The organism is Pseudophaeobacter profundi (assembly GCF_029697505.1).
In the GTDB taxonomy this organism is placed as follows: Bacteria; Pseudomonadota; Alphaproteobacteria; order Rhodobacterales; family Rhodobacteraceae; genus Pseudophaeobacter; species Pseudophaeobacter profundi.
Map to the genome: position 1 here is coordinate 75,715 of NZ_JARJEF010000003.1, position 17,442 is coordinate 93,156.

A 17,442-nucleotide genomic window follows, 5' to 3' on the forward strand; every position below is an offset into this window, starting at 1 on the left:
CCACTAGGGTGTGACCCGCGCACGCTGCGCCGCATCACCCATTGAAATCAACAGCGGCTCACCCTCCTGATGCGCCTTAAACGCCGCCTTGTCCTGCATTCCGCGCCAACCCTGATGCACCAGTGACTGCGCCACTGCGCCGCCCAGGGTGGTGCCGGGGCCTGTCACAATGAACAGATCCGGGGCAAATTCCAGAGCTGCAGTCTGCACCGCGCGGGTAAAATCATAGGGTTCGACCACCTGATGCCCCAGAGTGTAGTCCCACAGCGCCGCCAGATCGGTGGATCCTGGCTGCCAAATCGCCCCGCGCCCATCCACCAGCGGCAGCGCAGGCTGTCCCAGCATATCCGCCGCCAACCGCTTGCGCCCCTCGGCGGCAACCGGGGCCTGCAAGCCTGTATGAAAGCCCGCGTGATTGGCCAGTCGCATGGGAAAACGGTCTTCCAGTGGTGGCACCGAGGCCTCAAAGGCGGCAAGCCCAGCCGCATCCCCTGCCAGTACCAGCATACCGCCCAGATCAATCGACAGGGCCAGCACATGATCCGCACGGGCATTGATTTCCCCCACCAGCGCCAGCAAGGCCGCGCGGCGCGCCGGATCAGGCCGCCAGTCGGGTCCTGTCACCGGATAGACCAGCTGACCGCCAATCAGGTGCTCTTGCATCAGACGGCCCATGGTATTGACCAGATCAAACCCATTCTGCGACGTCAGCGCCCCGGCAACCGCCAGCGCGATGTACCACCCCATAGAATTGCCAGTGACCGCCACCACCTCGATATCATCCGCCAGAGACTGTGCATCTGCCAGGGATGCGGCATAGATCAGGGGGGAGGCCACATCGCCACGTGAATATTTCGACACCGAAAACCGCGTTGCCCCATCCAGGGCGGTAACCTCTTCCTGCCCCTGCGCGGCCCGCGCCGCGTCAAACCCCGCAAAGAGCGCCGCCTTATCGGCATGGTGACGGTGCAGATAGCCAAGTTCCGGCTTGTTATAGGTGCCCCGGCCGGGACAGATCAAAACGGCTGTGCGGGTCATTGCTTTGCTCCTACCAGATCCAGCGCGGCGGCAAGGATGCTGTCCTTTGACGGCAGCGTGGCGGCATAGGCCGGCCCGGTCGCGATAAAGCAATCCTCGGCAGCGATACGCGCCGCCGGGCGATCACCTTGCTCGCAAAACAGGGCCATCAGCCCTTCGGACTGGCTGCCGGTGCTGCGGCATTCATCGACGATCAGCACATGTTTGCAACCTTTGGTGGCCGCAATCAGCGCCTCTGTCGGCAGTGGCGCCAGCCAGCGCAGGTCGATAACGCGGGTCTTGATGCCGCGCGCCTCCAGCTCGGTCTGGGCCTGCGCCGACAGATAGCGGCCATTGCCATAGGTGACGATGGCCAGATCCGTGCCCTCGCCATGCTGGCCGACATCGCCCAAAGCAATGCTTTGATCAGGGGCCGGGTAATGCCGCATCCATTCCCCATCCTTGGCCTCGTGCAGATCCCGCATCGGATACAGTGCAATAGGTTCAACAAAGACCACCACCCGCTGCTCCTCGCGCGCCAACCGCACAGATTCGCGCAGCATCATCGCCGCTTCCGCCCCATCCGACGGGCAGGCAATCACGATCCCAGGAATGTCGCGCAGCACCGCCAGCGAGTTGTCATTGTGGAAATGGCCACCAAACCCCTTTTGATAGCCCAGCCCCGCAATGCGCAGCACCATCGGGTTGCTGAACTGCCCGTTAGAGAAAAACGGCAGGGTTGCCGCCTCACCGCGCAGCTGGTCTTCGGCATTGTGCAGATAGGCCAGGAACTGGATTTCCGGCATCGGCACAAAACCATTGTGCCCCATGCCAATGGCCAGCCCCAGAATCGACTGTTCGTCCAGCAGCGTGTCGATCATCCGATCCGGGCCAAAGCGCTGGTGCAGTTTCTGCGTCACCCCGTAGACGCCGCCCTTGCGGCCAACGTCTTCGCCCATCATGACAATTTCACCATGCTGCAGCATCAGATCGGTCAGCGCCCAGTTGATCAGCCGTGACATCGGCTGGGCGTCATCCATCGCCCGCATGTCACTGCCAAAGCATTTGGCGCGCGCCTCTGGGCTGGGGCCATTGCTCGCGGCACAGGCGCGCGCAGGCGGGATAAGACTGGCCGCGACATCTGCACCGGTTTTCAGATGCGGACGCGTCACCACCTCGGCGCGGATACGTTCAACACGCGCGCAGGTCTCACGGTAGATCTCCAGCGCCTCGGCACGGCCCAGGGCACCGGATTGTTCCAGCAGGCGCACCGAATGCAGCAGCGGATCATTGGCCTCATCCGCCTCCACCTCTGCCTTGGGCAGGTAGGTGGTGGGCACATCTGCCCCCGCATGCCCATAGAGCCGCACGGTGCGCAGATGCAGAAACGCCGGCTTCTTGCGGCGGCGGACATAGTCGGCGGCCTCTTGCGCGACCGCATGCGCGGCATAGAGATCCAGCCCATCCGCCTGGAAATACTTGATCCCCGGACGACTGCGCATCGAGGTTTCAATCCAGCCCTGCGGCGTCTTGGTCGAAATGCCGATACCATTGTCTTCGCAGACAAACAGCAGCGGCAGCGGCGTTGATTGTACCGAGGTCCAGCCAGCCGTGTTGATCGCCCCCTGCGCCGTTGAATGATTGGCCGAGGCATCGCCAAAGGAACACATTACAAGGCTGTCGTCGGGCAATAGCTGGTGTTCCGGCGCATGGCGCTTTGCCGCTCCGATGGAATAGGCCGCGCCAACCGCCTTGGGCAGGTGGCTGGCAATGGTCGATGTCTGCGGCGGGATCATCAGCGCCTTTGATCCCAGCACCTTGTGACGCCCGCCCGAGGTGGGATCATCAGAAGAACAGGCAAAGGACAACAGCATATCCCAGGCGATGCGCTGCCCGGGCACCTGATCGGCACGGGCAATCTGAAAGGCAGCATCGCGGTAATGCAGAAAGGCCATATCATCCGGGCGTAGCGCCCGTGCCACAGCCGCCATGCCCTCGTGCCCGGAAGAGCCGATGGTATAAAACCCCTGCCCCGCCTTTTGCATCGACCGGCTGGTGATATCCAGCGCCCGGCTCAGCACCTGGGCGCGGTAGATGCCCACGGCCTGCTCTGCCGACAGATCACCGGCAGGCGCGGCGCCCTGCGGCAGTTGCCCGGCGCCAACCCGGTCCAAAAAGTTCTGATGCACGATCTGAGCGCGGTCCATTGGCTATCCTTTTGTCATACCTGCGCCCGTTATCAGCGAGAACAGACATGACTTCCAATGACAATATTCACCCAACACATGCAATTCCGGCATGAGTGGATCAGCGCAAAGCAGAGCCCGCGGCAATATCCTTTTGCCGCAAAATCGCGTAGTCCTGCCATATCCGCGCAATATCGCAGCCAAGGACCACGATGCCCCACAGCCAACCGACCGCTCGCCCTGGATCGCCTGACCGCAGGCATGACAGATCTTTGCCCAACGGCACCTTTAGATTTATCGCGCTGGATGTGGAAACCGCCAGCCGTGACAGCGCCAGCATTTGCCAGATCGGGCTTGCCTGTGTCACCGCCACCGGCCAGATCGTGACCTACAGCACCTATGTGAACCCCGAGCAGACCTTTGCCCCCTTCAACACCGAACTGCACGGTATTGACGCACAGACAGTGGCCTCTGCGCCCTGCTTTCCAGAGGCCTGGCAACACTTGAAACCGCTGCTGCAACTGCACCACCTGGTGCAACACAGCAGCTTTGACAGCAGGGCGCTAGAGGCTGCCTGCCGCGCCTATCGCCTGCCCAATGCCGACCTCAGCTGGAGCGATAGCGTTCGAATCGCCCGCAAGGCCTGGCCCGAGTTCAAGGGCAATGGCGGCCATGGGCTGGCCAACCTGAAGCAAGAATTGGGACTGTCTTTCCACCATCACGACGCCGAGGAAGACGCCCGCGCCGCAGCGCAGGTGGTGCTCTTGGCAGAGGCGCGTCTGGGGCAAAGCTTCGACCAGATCAGCGGCACCGCGCGCAAGGCCCAATTCAACCTGCCGCTCGCAAAGTAAGAGGCACGCTGCCTGGTTCACGACCCACAGCCTCCCCTGCCCCTCTTACCGCCAATTTGAAGTTCATTTGTGCCGATCAACCGGGCTGCATTAACCCCATGATCGTTTTCCGCACATACCCTTTGCAAATGTTAACCCCCGATCCGGGCGACAAATTGCGGAGACGAAAATGAACCTTGGTAGAAAAACGCGCTCACTGGCGGCGACAATAGCGTGCGGGGCCTCGCTTCTGGCCGCGCAGGCCATGGCCGAGCCAGTGCAGCTCACCACATTGGAATGGCCCCCTTATGTGAATGCAGATGGATCCGGCACCAGCACGGACCGGGTTGTCGAGATCCTGAAAGGTGCGGGAATCGAAGCAACAGTGCGGGTTTTCCCCTGGAACCGCGCCGTCAATCTGGCCGCCAAAGATCCGGCATGGCTTGGCGTTTACCCCGAATACTACGCCGAGACCGATGATGCCGACAAAGCCGGGGAACGCTGCTTGTATTCCAATTCATTTGGGACCAGCCCGGTTGGCTTTGTCCAGCGTATCGATGCGCCGATCAGCTGGTCTGACCATGCCGATCTGACCGAATATTCCATCGGCGTTGTCGCGGGCTACCTGAACGAAGAGCATTTCGACACCATGGTCGCCAATGGGGAAATCAAAACCGAAGAGGTCGCCTCGGATGAGGCGAATCTCAAAAAGCTTGGTGCAGGCCGCATTGATGCCGCCGTGATTGATCGTGAAGTCATGGCGCATCTGCTTGCCTCCATGCCAAAGCTTGCTAGCCAGTTGGAATTCAACGCCCAGCCGCTGGCCGAACACGGGCTGCATATCTGCTTTGAAAACTCAGAGGCGGGCCGCGATCTGCGGGATAAATTCAACGCAGCCTTTTAGCGCAGGCGCCTCATTGTCCAACACGGGGTCCAGATTCGTCTGGGCCCTTCCACTTCGGAATTCGAGCAAATACATGGCTAAAAAAGAGAAAGCCTCAGGCGTTTCCGCCTAAGGCTTTGATAAAGTGGTGAGCCGTGATGGGTTCGAACCATCGACCTACTGATTAAAAGTCAGTTGCTCTACCAGCTGAGCTAACGGCCCACTTTATAATCGCTGCTTAAGTGGTTTGTCTAAGTTGATCAAGCACTTAATTTGCTATCGTCTGACAAGTCCGTATCGTTCTTGCCGTCTCGATTGGCGGCTGTCTACGGTTAGCAGGGTAAGGGGTCAAGCCCTTTTTTGAACTTTATACGTCACAGACTGGATTCATTTTCATCGCAGGTCTATATGCCCGGTATGAGTATGTATCCAGATCCCCAATTTCCCTTCATGAAGATGCATGGGCTTGGCAATGATTTTGTCGTTGTTGATGCGCGCGCGCGAAAGCTGGCGATCACCCCAGCTCTGGCCAGGGGAATCGCCCACCGCCAGTTTGGCGTCGGCTTTGACCAGCTGGCGCTGATCGAGACGGGCACCGGCGATGCGCATCTCACCTTTTACAATGCGGATGGCTCGACCTCGGCGGCCTGCGGCAATGCCACCCGCTGCATCGCCCGCTATCTGATGGATGAAACGGGCAAGGATACCCTGCATCTGACCACTGATCGCGGTGATCTCTTTGCCCGCGATGCCGGTGATGGGCTGACATCGGTCAATATGGGCCTGCCGCAGCTTGCCTGGGATGAAATCCCACTGACAGAAGAGATGGATACCCTCGAACTCCCCATCGAAGGCAGCCCAACCGCCACCGGCATGGGCAATCCGCATTGCACCTTCTTTGTCGAAGACGCCGAATTGATTCCGCTGGCCGAATTCGGCCCACGCTATGAACACCACCCGCTGTACCCACAACGTACCAACGTGCAGGTCGCCCATATGGTCGGCCCCGATCACATCCGTATGCGCGTCTGGGAACGCGGTGTAGGCATTACACTGGCCTCTGGCTCCTCCTCCTGCGCCACCGCCGTAGCCGCCGCACGACGCGGCCTGACAGGGCGCAGGGTGCAGGTTGATCTGGACGGCGGCACACTCTGGATCGACTGGCGCGACGATGGCGTCTGGATGACCGGCCCCACCATGCATGTCTTTACCGGCAGCTTCACCGCCGCCTTTTTCGAAAGCCTCTGACATGTCCGCACCCAAGTTCACCACCCTGGGCTGCCGCCTCAACGCCTATGAAACCGAAGCGATGAAAGAGCTGTCCCAGCAGGCCGGTCTCGACAATCTCGTTGTGGTCAATACCTGCGCGGTGACGGCGGAGGCGGTGCGCAAATCCCGCCAGGAAATCCGCCGTCTGCGTCGTGATAATCCGCAGGCCCGCATCGTGGTCACCGGCTGCGCCGCCCAGACCGAACCGGAAACCTTTGCCCAGATGCCAGAGGTCGATACCGTCCTGGGCAATACCGAAAAGATGCAGCCGGAAACCTGGGCAGGCATGGCCGCTGATTTCATTGGCGAAACCGAAAAGGTCCAGGTCGATGACATCATGTCGGTGACCGAAACCGCCGGCCATCTGATTGACGGCTTTGGCACCCGTAGCCGCGCCTATGTACAGGTGCAAAACGGCTGCGACCACCGCTGCACCTTCTGCATCATTCCCTATGGTCGCGGCAACTCCCGCTCGGTTGCTGCCGGCGTGGTGGTGGATCAGATCAAACGGCTGGTGAATAAGGGCTACAACGAGGTTGTGTTGACCGGCGTTGATCTCACCAGCTGGGGCGCCGACCTGCCCGCCACACCAAAACTCGGCGACCTGGTGATGCGTATCCTGAAGCTGGTCCCCGATCTGCCGCGCCTGCGGATTTCCTCGATCGATTCGATTGAGGTGGATGAAAACCTGATGCAGGCTATTGCCACCGAACCCCGGCTGATGCCGCACCTGCATCTGTCGCTGCAGCACGGCGACGATCTGATCCTCAAACGCATGGCCCGGCGACATCTGCGCGACGATGCCATCCGCTTTTGCGAAGAGGCGACGCGCCTGCGCCCCGATATGACCTTTGGCGCCGATATCATCGCCGGCTTTCCAACAGAAACCGAAGCGCATTTTGAAAACTCGCTGAAGCTGGTTACAGACTGCAACCTCACCTGGCTGCATGTCTTCCCCTATTCAAAACGCGACGGCACCCCAGCGGCCAAGATCCCCAATCAGGTCAACGGCAATACCATCAAATCCCGCGCCGCCCGCCTGCGCACCGCCGGGGAAACCCAGGTGGCCCGCCACCTTGCCAAACAGGTCGGCAGATCACACCAGGTGCTGATGGAAAATCCCCATTTGGGCCGCACCGAACAATTCACCGAAGTGAAATTCACCAGCCCCCAGACCGAAGGCAAAATCATCTCCACCCGCATCCTCGGCATCGACGGCCCCCGGCTCACCGCCTGACGCCCGCAAAGCCTTTCATCTTGCTAAAAATACCTCGGGGTGAATGGGCGTTCACGCCCAGAGGGGCAGCGCCCCTGCGCCCGCCAGCTGCCCGAGCAAACAAAAAGGCCCCTGCAAATTACCTTGCAGGGGCCTTTCTGAATCTCAAACCAGCCTATCAGGCGGTTTTCTTACCCTTGTGCGGCGCCCAGAGCTTCTTGTTGGTCAGATACAGCAGAACCGACAAGACCGTCAGGATCAACACGCCAACAAATCCGGCCTGCTTGCGCGCCATCATCTTGGGCTCAGCAGTCCACATCAGGAAGGCCGCAACGTCCTGCGCCATCGCCTCGACGTTATTTTCATGCCCATCAGCGAACTCGACCTGCTCATCAAACAAGGGCGGTGCCATTGAAATCCAGCCGCCAGGGAAGGCGGTGTTTTCATAAAAGATCGTGCCCGCCTCTTCCTTTTCTTCGCCGGTATAGCCGTGCAGCAATGACGCGATATATTCCGCGCCACCAATGCCTTTGAACAGCTGGTTGATACCGGATCCATAGGGACCATGGAAACCGGCCCGCGCCTTTGCCATCAGGCTCAGGTCAGGGGCGCCAGCGGCGGTATTGGCAGGGAAATGGTCAATCGGCTTTGCCGGACGATCTTCGTCCAGTGCCGCGTCATAGACCGAGAAGTTGTCGGCAGCATAGGCGCGCACCTGGTCCTCGGGTAGCGCCGGGCCACCCTCATCCGCCAGGGTGCGCAGCGGCACGAATTTCAGCCCGTGGCAGGCCGAACAAACCTCAGTGTAGATCTGTAGGCCGCGCTGCAGCTGGTTTTGATCATAGGCGCCGAATGGTCCTTCAAACGAGAACTGAAAGTCCTCGACGTGGCCGCTTCCGCCTGCCGCATGGGATGCGACAGGGGCAAGGGCAACAGCGAAGGCGGCACCGATTGCGAGTTTCTTCAACATTGGTAGCTGTCCTTCTCAGTTACTCGGCAGGAGTGGCTGCGTCGGATTTCTCGCCGTAGTGGGCGTCGAAATCTTCTTCGATTGTAGCAGGCTCTGCCAGTGGCTTCTCGATGACACCCAGGATCGGCAGGATCACCAGGAAATAGCCGAACCAGTAGGCCGATGCGATCAGTGAGAAAGAGGCATAGGGCTCTTCCGCAGGCATCGCGCCCAGCCACATCAGGGCAAAGAAGTCAAAGACCAGCAGATAGAACCACCACTTGAACATCGGACGATACCGACCGGAGCGCACGCGGCTGGTATCCAGCCAAGGCACCAGTGCCATCACTGCGATCGCACCAAACATCGCCAGAACCCCAAAGAACTTGGCGTCAACGATGCCACCGGTCACGAAGGATGCAATCTGAACAACCCAAACTTCAGACGTGAAGGCCCGCAGGATCGCGTAGAAAGGCAGGAAGTACCATTCAGGAACGATATGCGACGGGGTCACCAGCGGGTTTGCCTCGAGATAGTTATCGGGGTGGCCCAGGTAGTTTGGCATAAAGCCGACGATGGCCCAGAAGATCACCAGAACCACGGCCAGGCCGAGGAAATCCTTGATCACAAAATAGGGCCAGAACGGCAGGGTGTCTTTCTCGGCTTCCGCTTTCGACCCCTTGCGCACATCAACCCCGGTTGGGTTGTTGTTGCCGGTGGTGTGGAAGGCCCAGATATGTACCACAACCAGCGCCGCAATGACAAAAGGCAGTAGATAGTGCAGCGAGAAGAAGCGGTTCAGCGTGGCGTTGTCCACCGCAGGTCCGCCCAGCAGGAAGGTCTGCAGTGCTTCGCCAACAAAGGGAATCGCGCCAAACAGGCCGGTGATCACGGTCGCACCCCAGAAGGACATCTGACCCCAGGGCAGAACGTAGCCCATGAAACCAGTGGCCATCATCAGCAGGTAGATGATCATGCCGATGATCCAGGTGATCTCACGCGGGGCCTTGTAAGAGCCATAGAACAGGCCGCGGAAGATGTGGATATACACGGCGACAAAGAACAGCGAGGCGCCGTTTGCGTGTACGTAGCGCAGCATATAGCCACCATTCACGTCGCGCATGATGTGCTCAACCGAGGCAAAGGCCATATCGGCATGGGGGGTGTAGTGCATCACCAGCACAATGCCGGTAACAATCTGCAGTACCAGGCAGAAGGCCAGTACAATGCCCCAGATCCACCACCAGTTCAGGTTCTTCGGGGTGGGGATCATGATGGTGTCATAAACCAGGCCGACGATGGGCAGGCGGCTATGCAGCCACTTTTCTGCGCCCGTCTTTGGTTCGTAATGGTCGTGCGGAATACCGGACATTTGGCGTCTCCTTATCCCAGCTTGATGGTTGTTGCGTCGGTGAACTCTGCGACGGGAACGTGCAGGTTCTGGGGCGCGGGGCCTTTGCGGATCCGGCCGGCGGTGTCGTAGTGCGACCCGTGACAGGGGCAGAACCAACCGTTGAAATCGCCAGAACCGTCGCCCAGTGGCACACAGCCGAGGTGGGTACAAACACCCATCATCACCAGCCATTCGCCGTTTTCATCCATGGTGCGGTTTTGATCCGCAGCATCGGTGCCAGGCTTATTGGGGTTCTCCGACGAATCGTCGATCAATACGGACAGATCTACAGCGCGGGCTTCGTCGATCTCTTCCTGAGAGCGACGGCGGATGAACACGGGTTTCCCCAAGAACATCACACTGATCTGCGTTCCAACCTCTACGCCACTCACATCCACCAGGATCGAGGACAGCGCCTTGACGTCAGCCGAGGGGTTCATCTGGTTGACCAAGGGCCATACGGCGGCACCCGCGGTCACTGCCCCGGCGCCGGCAGTGGCGTAGTAGAGGAAATCTCTCCGGGTTCCTTCGTTGTCTTCTGCGTGGGACACGAGGTTTTCTCCATTTCCAGCGCCCGTTTAGGGCAAACATGCGCATGCACCGCTAAAACGCGGTGATCATCGCGGGTCATAAACGGGTGAAAGGCTTTCGTCCAGCGGTCAAAGCCGCACAGGTCCTTACAGTTTCAAGTTTCTTTGCAACGGCGCTTTCAAGGCAACAGCAGATCCGCCGCCAGCCACCGTAAATAAAGGCGGCATTAACCTTCTGGTGGTCGCGTGGCCTGCATAGAGGCGCGCGATTCGAAGCCTTCGAACCAAGCGGCCAGCGCGGGATTGCCGGCCCGCCAATCCAGTGTCGGGTGGCGGAAGTTCACATAACCAAGACCACAGGCCACTGCGATCTGCCCGATATCCAGCGCGCCCTCCAGATGCGGCATACACTGCGCATTCAGCGCCGTGCAGGCCGCCAGCACCTTGCCATGCTGCGCCTTGATCCAATCCTGCGACTGCTGATCTTCGGGGCGCAGGCGCATTTCATAGGTGGCAAGAACAGCCGCATCCATCAGGCCATCGGCCAGGGCCTCCAGCACCTTGCTGTCCCAGCCCCTGTTATAAAGATCCGCTCCAGCGCGCATATTCAGGTAATCACAAATCACTCGGCTATCATAAAGCACCCCACCGTCTTCACGCTCCAAGGTCGGGATTTTTGCCAGCGGGTTCTGCGCCTGCACATCAGCACAGGGGGCAAAGGGCGAGGTCACCACCTGGTTCAGCGCAACCTGATCCAACAGATCGGTTTCGTGCAAAAGCACCATAACCTTGCGCACAAAGGGGGATGTCGGGGCATAGTGAAGTTTCATCGCGCTCTCCTCGTCGATTGACCGCAGCCTAGCCGCTTGGCGGCAAATGGAAAGCCCGACAGGCCATGACCCGGCCAATTCACAAAAAGCCCTGCGTCACATCTGCACTTCCTGTCTTGCGCGCCGCGCAACTTCTTGGCAGGGTCGCGCTGTTCTCAGGGCGGGGTGAAATTCCCCACCGGCGGTAAGCGGGGTTTCCCCGCAAGCCCGCGAGCGGCTTTTGCGTTTGACGCGTCCACAGCCCGAAAAGTGGGAACCGGTTTTCGGACTGCGCTGTGGAGCAAACAAGGAAGTGTCTAGCAGATCTGGTGAGATTCCAGAGCCGACGGTCATAGTCCGGATGGAAGAGAACGTACGACCAAACTGCCTTTGGCTACCGCCAGGTGTGGTTTGTGTTGTTCGTTATCGCCTTGGGTGACGTGTCAAAACCTATAGGAGAGACCCATGACACACACCCGCTATGCCTTTATCAAGGCGCAATGGCATGCCGATATCGTCGACCAGGCGCTGACTGGTTTTACCCAACTCATCCCGGCTGAACAGGTTGATGTTTTTGACGTACCCGGCGCGTTTGAGATGCCCCTGATGGCGCAAGAGCTGGCCAAGACCGGAAAATACACCGCTGTGGCCTGCGCCGCACTGGTGGTGGATGGTGGTATCTACCGCCATGATTTTGTCGCCCAGGCCGTGGTCGACGGGCTGATGCGCGCCGGGATGGACAGTGGGGTGCCGGTTCTGTCGGTCTCGCTTACGCCGCATCACTTCCAGGAAACCGATCACCACAGCGCCATCTACCGCGCGCATTTCATCGACAAGGGCCGCGAAGCTGCCCAGGCCGCGCTGATGATCACAAGAACCCGCCAAGAGGCCGGGATCCCCCAGCCGCTGCCCGCCGCGCAGGTCGCGGCCTAAGGGGACATCTGTCCGCCAGCTCCGTCGCCTGCTAGCCAAGATAAGCCTTGAGCGCAGGCGGCGGATTATCCAGCAGTTCCGCGGTTGGCTGCGGCGCATGGGCCTGCCCCTCTGCCACCAGGATCACATGATCGGCGATTCGGCGGGCATCCTGCGGGTCATGGCTGACCATCAGCACCGTGGCACCGGTTTCGCTGGCGATTTCCGCCACCAGATCCAGCATTTCCGCCTTCAGCGCCGGCCCCAATGCGGCAAAGGGTTCATCCAGCAGCAACAGATCGCGTCGCTGCAACAAGACCCGCGCCAGCGCCACCCGGCTTTGCTGCCCGCCCGACAGTGCAGCGGGTTTGCGCGCGGCCAGGTCAGCCAGGCCAACCCGATCCAGGGCGCGCTGCACCTTTGCCTGCTCTGGCAGGGTCAGGCGCAGATTGGGTCGCAGCCCAAGACCCGCGTTCTGCGCCACAGTCAGATGCGGAAACAGATTGCCATCCTGAAACAGCATCGCCACGGGACGCTTGCCCGGATCCATCGCGTTCAGATCCTGCCGCCGCCACAGAATACGCCCCTGTATCAACGGCAAAAACCCCGCGATTGCTTCGATCAGGGTTGTCTTGCCCGCCCCGGAGGGGCCGACCACAGCCACCCGTGATCCAGCCGCGATCTGCAGGTCTGCGCGGACCGTAAAGACGCCATTGGCGATCTCACACTTCTCAAGCCTCAGCATGCCAGCGACCTCCGCGATCCAGTATCCAGAATGCGCCCATCGACAGCAGCAGCAAAAGCAACGCCGCGCCCGCTGCGGCCTGCATCTGATAGGCCCCCATCAGGCGATAGACCTGCAGCGGCAGGGTGGCAACCTCTGGGTCAGCAAACAGGGCGATCACCCCCAGATCCCCCATCGACAGCGCCGCTGCCAGCCCGGCTGCAAAACCGATCTGCGCCCGCATCCGTGGTAAAAACACCCGCCAGACAAAGGCCGTGCCCACCATATCAAGCGAGAGCGCCAACCGGCTATAGCGCATCGTGATCTCGCGCGCACGTGGCACCAAAATACGCAGTGCAAAGGGCAGCGCCATCACCGCATTTACAAGCGCCGTCACCGGCAAGGCCAGCATGAACGGATCTGCAATCGGATAAATCACGATGAACAAACCGGTCCCGATCACCAGCGGCGACGCTGCCAGCCCCAGAATGCCCGCGCCCTCGATCACTTTCCGCCGCCCCAGCGCCACAGCCGCCGCCATCGGCAGTGCCAATACCAGCAACAACAGGGTGCTGATCACTGCCACCAGCACCGAGGTCAGCGCCGCCGCCCAGACTGCGCCTGGCAAGAGCAAAAGTCCCGGCAGACCAGACAGGACAACAGCCGCCAGCGGCAAAACAAGGAACAGCCCCGCCAGCGCAATCCATCCCGCATCCAGCAGGCGCGCCGCGCCCCCCGCGCCATCCCAGCGCCGCAGCGCCCGATCCAGACCGGCCCCCATGCCCTCGCCCGCAGAGACCCGCAGCGCTACATATGCGGCGCAGCCTGTCAGCCCCAGCTGCAACACCGATAAGAGCGCCGCGCGGCCAAGATCAAAATCAAAGCGAAACGCCTGATAAATGGCCAGCTCGATCGTGGTGGCCCGCGGCCCCCCCCCAAGGGTCAGCGCCACGGCAAAACTGGACAGACAAATGGCAAAGACCACCGCCAGCGCCCCCGGCACCACGCGCCGCAGCATCGGGGCCTCCAGCAGTTGCCACATGGCCACAGGCCCCGCGTTCAACTGGGCAGCCAGACGAAAGCGCTCTGCCGGAATTTCCTGCCAACCCTGCAAAATCAGCCGCGTTGCCAATGGCAGGTTGAAAAACACATGCGCCAGCACCACACCGTGCAGGCCGTAGATCTGCAGGGGCTCCGCACCCAAATAGATCAGCACCTGGCTGACCCATCCCGCCCGGCCAAACACCGCCAGCAGACCCAGGATCGCCACGATCACCGGCAGGATAAAGGGCGCGCCCAGCAGGGCAATCAGCACTGATCGACCCCAAAACCGACGCCGCGCCAGCGCCCGCGCCAGACCAGTGGCAAGACCCACACTAATGCCTGCCGACAACAGTGCTTGTACCAGGGTAAAGCGCAGGGCTGCCCAATCACTGGCAGCAAAGCCGCGACCGGATTCCGCCCGCAGGGCCACCGCCGCCAGCGTTCCAAAGATCAGCGCGGCCACCAACAGGGCCGCGCCAATCCCCGGAACCGCGCCTATTGGCTCAGCGCGTCGAGCCATTCGTCCAATGCACCATCACGCAGGGCTGCCGCATCCTCTGCCGACAGCAGCAACGACTTGGCCGGCGTGATCAGGGTCTCAAACCCGGCTGGCAGGCCGCCAACCGGTGTCACCGAAGGGTACATCCAGTTGGTAGTTGGGATGACCGACTGGAACTCTTCACCCACCATGAACTGCATGAAATCACGCGCCAGCTCCGGCTGATCGCTCCCGGCAAGAACACCGGCGACTTCCACCTGCATATAATGCCCCTCATCAAAGGCAGCGGCCGCTTTTGAGGCATCTTCCTCAGCAATCAGATGATAGGCGGGCGAAGTGGTATAAGACAGGGCCATATCAGCCTCCCCATCCAGGAACAGGCCATAGGCCTCGGACCAGCCCTTGGTCACGGTGACCACATTGTCCGCAAGATCGGCCCAGATCGCTGGTGCTTCATCACCATAGGCGGCCTTCACCCACATCAAGAGACCCAGGCCAGGGGTCGAAGAACGCGGGTCCTGAATGACAATCTTCATGTCGCTGGCACCCAGCGCCTTGAAATTGGTTGGCACCGTGGCATCGGCATTGTGAACAAAGGCAAAATAGCCCCAGTCATAGGGCGCAAAGATCGCATCATCCCAGGCAACCGGCAGGTCATATTCAGCGCTGACACCATGTTCGGCAAACAGGCCTGTGTCCTTGGCCGCTGCGGTCAGATTGGTATCCAGCCCCAAGACCACATCGGCATCTGATCGCGCCCCTTCCAGCTTGATCCGGGCCAGCAAGGCCGCGCCATCGCCTGCCCCCACCAGCTTCAGATCGCAGCCGCACTGCGCCTCAAAGGCTTCTTCCACCAGCGGGCCAGGGCCCCAGTCGGAAACAAAACTATCGTAGGTATAGACAGTCAGCTCTGGCGTATCGGCATAGGCCGCCGTCGCGCTCAAGAGTGCCGCTGCAAAAACGGAATACTTCATGGCATCCTCCTTTGCGGCATCGGGCAAGGGTGGAACAATTCCAAAACCTTCCCTCCGCCGGTTCTAGCCGGTTCAGGTTCTACGGGTGTGCTCTCAGCGTGATCTCTCACGCACCCCGAGGTACCCAGTTTCCTAGGTGCCAAGCCCCCTAAAGGCAAGCCCAACCAATATCAGCCCGCGCCGCTTGCCCATGCATCCCGACAGGCCCACCCCGGCTTCATTTGGCGCAAAATATCCCGGGGGAGCCGCCGCAGGTGGCGGGGGCAGCGCCCCAGCCTCCCCTCACCGCGCGCAGCTTTTGCAACAATCCGCCGCGCAAATCTCCACGCAATAGCCCTTGAGCCATCGCCGCCGCCTCGCTAAGCACATCTCGCAAAGGAGATCTCCCGATGTCGATGAACAGCTTTGGCCATCTTTTCCGTGTCACCACCTGGGGCGAGAGCCACGGGCCTGCGCTGGGTGCTACCGTGGACGGCTGCCCGCCGAATGTGCCGCTGGACCCTGCGATGTTGCAGCACTGGCTGGACCGCCGCCGCCCCGGCCAGAACAAACACACCACCCAGCGCAATGAACCGGATGCGGTCAAGATCCTGTCGGGGGTGTTTGAGGGCAAATCCACTGGTACGCCGATCCAGCTGATGATCGAAAACACCGACCAGCGGTCCAAGGACTATGGCGATATCGCCCAGACCTTTCGCCCCGGTCACGCGGATATCACCTATTTCCAGAAATACGGCAATCGTGATTATCGCGGCGGCGGACGCTCTTCCGCCCGCGAAACTGCGGCCCGGGTCGCAGCCGGCGGGGTTGCCCGCGCGGCGATCCAGGCGCTGGTGCCGGATCTGCAGATTACCGGCTACATGACACAAATGGGCGAGATGGAAATCGACCGGGCCCGTTTCGACTGGGAGGCCATCGGCCAGAATGATTTCTGGGTTCCTGACGCGGGCGCGGTCCAGGACTGGGAAAACTACCTGCTGGCCCTGCGCAAGGCGCATGATTCCGTCGGCGCCGTGGTGGAAGTCGTGGCCCGCGGTGTGCCTGCGGGCATTGGTGCGCCCGTCTACAACAAGCTGGATACCGATCTGGCCGCTGCAATGATGTCGATCAATGCGGTCAAAGCGGTTGAGATTGGCGAAGGCATGAACGCGGCGCGGCTCAAGGGCTCGCAAAACGCGGATGAGATCTTCATGGGCAATGATGGCCAGCCGGTCTATTCCTCCAATCACGCCGGCGGCATCCTGGGTGGCATCTCGACCGGACAGGATGTTGTGGTGCGCTTTGCGGTGAAACCAACCTCCTCTATCCTGACCCCACGCCAGTCGATCCGCAAGGATGGCAGCGCCGCCGAGGTAATCACCAAGGGCCGCCATGACCCCTGCGTCGGCATCCGCGCCGTGCCAGTGGCCGAAGCGATGATGGCCTGCGTGATTCTGGATCATCTGCTGCTGCATCGTGGCCAGATCGGCACCAATCAGGGCACCATCGGCGCATGAAGGCGCTGCAAGCGCAGCTGCGCCGGATCACCGCAGTGCAGATGGCGCAGGATCCGGCGCATGACATCGCGCATCTGGACCGGGTCTGGGCCAATTCCCAGCGCATCGCCCGCGATGAAAACGCCCGGACACCAGGCCGGGTCAATCTGCGGGTGCTGATCGCCGGAGCCTATCTGCATGATCTGGTAAACCTGTCCAAAGACCACCCGGATCGCCACCTTGCCTCGTCTCTCTCGGCTCAGAAGGCCGCGCCGCTGCTGGCCGGGCTGGGCTATGACGCAGACGAGATCAGCGCCGCCCAGCATGTGATCGCCGCACATAGTTTCTCTGCCGGGATTGCCCCGGAAAGCTTTGAGGCCGAAATCCTGCGCGACGCCGATCGGCTGGATGCGCTGGGGGCGGTGGGAATCGCCCGCACCTTCATGGTGGCGGGGGCGATTGATCGGGCTCTTTGTGACCCGGACGACCCCTTTGCTGCCAATCGGCCGCTGGATGATCAGCTCTGGTCGATTGATCACTGGCATCTGAAGCTGCTGAAACTGCCCGGCGATATGGCCACCGACACTGGCCGCAAGATTGCCCGTAAACGGGCCCGGCTGATGCTGGCTTATCTGCGGCAACTGGCCAAGGAAATGGACACCGAGCTCCCCGAACACTGGGCCAGGCAGCTGGATCTTCCCCCCGCGCCAAAGCCCAAGGGAAAGCACTGAC

Annotated in this window: 16 protein-coding genes, 1 tRNA gene and 2 riboswitches; of the genes, 7 read left to right on the top strand and 10 right to left on the bottom strand. The window is 60.9% G+C overall.

Going from position 1 to position 17,442, the window contains the following annotated elements:
- Positions 1-3: 3 nt before the first annotated feature.
- A complete protein-coding gene (locus tag P2081_RS06295; RefSeq protein WP_278922026.1) occupies positions 4-1,038 on the bottom strand; it encodes an ACP S-malonyltransferase in 1,035 nt (344 codons plus the stop codon).
- Positions 1,035-3,224 (bottom strand): thiamine pyrophosphate-dependent enzyme, encoded by a 2,190-nt coding sequence (locus P2081_RS06300; RefSeq protein ID WP_278922027.1) that lies wholly within the window; start codon positions 3,222-3,224, stop codon positions 1,035-1,037. The genes P2081_RS06295 and P2081_RS06300 overlap by 4 nt, the downstream gene beginning before the upstream one ends.
- Positions 3,225-3,475: 251 nt before the next feature.
- Between P2081_RS06300 and P2081_RS06305 the strand changes: the two genes are divergently transcribed.
- Complete coding sequence (locus tag P2081_RS06305; RefSeq protein ID WP_313790330.1) at positions 3,476-4,054, top strand: 3'-5' exonuclease; 579 nt, start codon at positions 3,476-3,478, stop codon at positions 4,052-4,054.
- 169 nt (positions 4,055-4,223) lie between these two features.
- Positions 4,224-4,937 (top strand): substrate-binding periplasmic protein, encoded by a 714-nt coding sequence (locus P2081_RS06310; protein WP_278922029.1) that lies wholly within the window; start codon positions 4,224-4,226, stop codon positions 4,935-4,937.
- A gap of 125 nt (positions 4,938-5,062) precedes the next feature.
- On the opposite strand, the gene P2081_RS06315 is transcribed toward P2081_RS06310, so the two are convergent.
- Positions 5,063-5,138, bottom strand: a tRNA-Lys gene (locus P2081_RS06315).
- A 186-nt stretch (positions 5,139-5,324) separates the two neighbouring features.
- Between P2081_RS06315 and dapF the strand changes: the two genes are divergently transcribed.
- On the top strand, positions 5,325-6,164 hold the full coding sequence (gene dapF / locus P2081_RS06320; protein ID WP_278922030.1) for a diaminopimelate epimerase: 840 nt from the start codon (positions 5,325-5,327) through the stop codon (positions 6,162-6,164).
- A 1-nt stretch (position 6,165) separates the two neighbouring features.
- The gene (gene mtaB / locus P2081_RS06325) at positions 6,166-7,422 is read left to right on the top strand and encodes a tRNA (N(6)-L-threonylcarbamoyladenosine(37)-C(2))-methylthiotransferase MtaB (protein ID WP_278922031.1); all 1,257 of its coding nucleotides are present in this window, start codon (positions 6,166-6,168) and stop codon (positions 7,420-7,422) included.
- A 157-nt stretch (positions 7,423-7,579) separates the two neighbouring features.
- Here the strand turns inward: mtaB and P2081_RS06330 are convergent, their stop codons facing one another.
- The 4 genes from P2081_RS06330 to P2081_RS06345 all read right to left on the bottom strand — a co-directional run bounded on the left by P2081_RS06330 (position 7,580) and on the right by P2081_RS06345 (position 11,103).
- A complete protein-coding gene (locus tag P2081_RS06330; protein WP_278922032.1) occupies positions 7,580-8,371 on the bottom strand; it encodes a cytochrome c1 in 792 nt (263 codons plus the stop codon).
- A 19-nt stretch (positions 8,372-8,390) separates the two neighbouring features.
- Complete coding sequence (gene petB, locus P2081_RS06335) at positions 8,391-9,722, bottom strand: cytochrome b (protein ID WP_278922033.1); 1,332 nt, start codon at positions 9,720-9,722, stop codon at positions 8,391-8,393.
- 11 nt (positions 9,723-9,733) lie between these two features.
- A complete protein-coding gene (gene petA / locus P2081_RS06340; protein WP_278922034.1) occupies positions 9,734-10,294 on the bottom strand; it encodes a ubiquinol-cytochrome c reductase iron-sulfur subunit in 561 nt (186 codons plus the stop codon).
- A gap of 206 nt (positions 10,295-10,500) precedes the next feature.
- Positions 10,501-11,103 carry a glutathione S-transferase gene (locus tag P2081_RS06345; RefSeq protein ID WP_278922035.1) on the bottom strand — a complete coding sequence of 201 codons (603 nt, stop codon included), beginning with the start codon at positions 11,101-11,103 and terminating at the stop codon, positions 10,501-10,503.
- A gap of 147 nt (positions 11,104-11,250) precedes the next feature.
- A riboswitch (FMN riboswitch) is annotated at positions 11,251-11,459 on the top strand.
- Between the two features lie 88 nt (positions 11,460-11,547).
- On the opposite strand from P2081_RS06345, the gene P2081_RS06350 reads away from it, so the two are divergent.
- On the top strand, positions 11,548-12,015 hold the full coding sequence (locus P2081_RS06350) for a 6,7-dimethyl-8-ribityllumazine synthase (protein WP_278922036.1): 468 nt from the start codon (positions 11,548-11,550) through the stop codon (positions 12,013-12,015).
- A gap of 31 nt (positions 12,016-12,046) precedes the next feature.
- Here P2081_RS06350 and P2081_RS06355 read toward each other — a convergent pair whose 3' ends face one another.
- From P2081_RS06355 to thiB, 3 genes are read right to left on the bottom strand one after another with little or no spacing between them, the layout of a single operon-like run.
- Entirely contained in the window at positions 12,047-12,739 is a 693-nt protein-coding gene (locus P2081_RS06355; RefSeq protein ID WP_278922037.1) for a thiamine ABC transporter ATP-binding protein, read from the bottom strand.
- Positions 12,726-14,282, bottom strand: coding sequence for a thiamine/thiamine pyrophosphate ABC transporter permease ThiP (locus tag P2081_RS06360; RefSeq protein ID WP_278922038.1), 1,557 nt, complete (start codon positions 14,280-14,282; stop codon positions 12,726-12,728). Before P2081_RS06360 ends, P2081_RS06355 begins: the two co-directional genes overlap by 14 nt.
- Complete coding sequence (gene thiB / locus P2081_RS06365; protein ID WP_278922039.1) at positions 14,258-15,235, bottom strand: thiamine ABC transporter substrate binding subunit; 978 nt, start codon at positions 15,233-15,235, stop codon at positions 14,258-14,260. Before thiB ends, P2081_RS06360 begins: the two co-directional genes overlap by 25 nt.
- Before the next feature lie 32 nt (positions 15,236-15,267).
- Positions 15,268-15,363: riboswitch (TPP riboswitch) on the bottom strand.
- A gap of 261 nt (positions 15,364-15,624) precedes the next feature.
- On the opposite strand from thiB, the gene aroC reads away from it, so the two are divergent.
- Both aroC and P2081_RS06375 read left to right on the top strand, forming a co-directional pair.
- Positions 15,625-16,731: a chorismate synthase gene (gene aroC / locus P2081_RS06370; protein WP_278922040.1), complete on the top strand. Its 1,107-nt coding sequence runs from the start codon at positions 15,625-15,627 to the stop codon at positions 16,729-16,731.
- Positions 16,728-17,441, top strand: coding sequence for an HD domain-containing protein (locus tag P2081_RS06375; RefSeq protein ID WP_278922041.1), 714 nt, complete (start codon positions 16,728-16,730; stop codon positions 17,439-17,441). Before aroC ends, P2081_RS06375 begins: the two co-directional genes overlap by 4 nt.
- The last annotated feature ends 1 nt before the right edge of the window (position 17,442 follow it).

What these genes read in the sequence shown, in the direction of transcription:
- aroC (WP_278922040.1), top strand. Translation starts at nt 15,625, where the DNA reads ATGTCGATGAACAGCTTTGGCCATCTTTTCCGTGTCACCACCTGGGGC.
- P2081_RS06345 (WP_278922035.1), bottom strand. Translation starts at nt 11,103, where the DNA reads ATGAAACTTCACTATGCCCCGACATCCCCCTTTGTGCGCAAGGTTATG.
- P2081_RS06350 (WP_278922036.1), top strand. Translation starts at nt 11,548, where the DNA reads ATGACACACACCCGCTATGCCTTTATCAAGGCGCAATGGCATGCCGAT.
- petB (WP_278922033.1), bottom strand. Translation starts at nt 9,722, where the DNA reads ATGTCCGGTATTCCGCACGACCATTACGAACCAAAGACGGGCGCAGAA.
- P2081_RS06375 (WP_278922041.1), top strand. Translation starts at nt 16,728, where the DNA reads ATGAAGGCGCTGCAAGCGCAGCTGCGCCGGATCACCGCAGTGCAGATG.
- thiB (WP_278922039.1), bottom strand. Translation starts at nt 15,235, where the DNA reads ATGAAGTATTCCGTTTTTGCAGCGGCACTCTTGAGCGCGACGGCGGCC.
- P2081_RS06300 (WP_278922027.1), bottom strand. Translation starts at nt 3,224, where the DNA reads ATGGACCGCGCTCAGATCGTGCATCAGAACTTTTTGGACCGGGTTGGC.
- P2081_RS06330 (WP_278922032.1), bottom strand. Translation starts at nt 8,371, where the DNA reads ATGTTGAAGAAACTCGCAATCGGTGCCGCCTTCGCTGTTGCCCTTGCC.
- P2081_RS06295 (WP_278922026.1), bottom strand. Translation starts at nt 1,038, where the DNA reads ATGACCCGCACAGCCGTTTTGATCTGTCCCGGCCGGGGCACCTATAAC.
- P2081_RS06310 (WP_278922029.1), top strand. Translation starts at nt 4,224, where the DNA reads ATGAACCTTGGTAGAAAAACGCGCTCACTGGCGGCGACAATAGCGTGC.
- mtaB (WP_278922031.1), top strand. Translation starts at nt 6,166, where the DNA reads ATGTCCGCACCCAAGTTCACCACCCTGGGCTGCCGCCTCAACGCCTAT.
- P2081_RS06355 (WP_278922037.1), bottom strand. Translation starts at nt 12,739, where the DNA reads ATGCTGAGGCTTGAGAAGTGTGAGATCGCCAATGGCGTCTTTACGGTC.
- P2081_RS06360 (WP_278922038.1), bottom strand. Translation starts at nt 14,282, where the DNA reads ATGGCTCGACGCGCTGAGCCAATAGGCGCGGTTCCGGGGATTGGCGCG.
- dapF (WP_278922030.1), top strand. Translation starts at nt 5,325, where the DNA reads ATGCCCGGTATGAGTATGTATCCAGATCCCCAATTTCCCTTCATGAAG.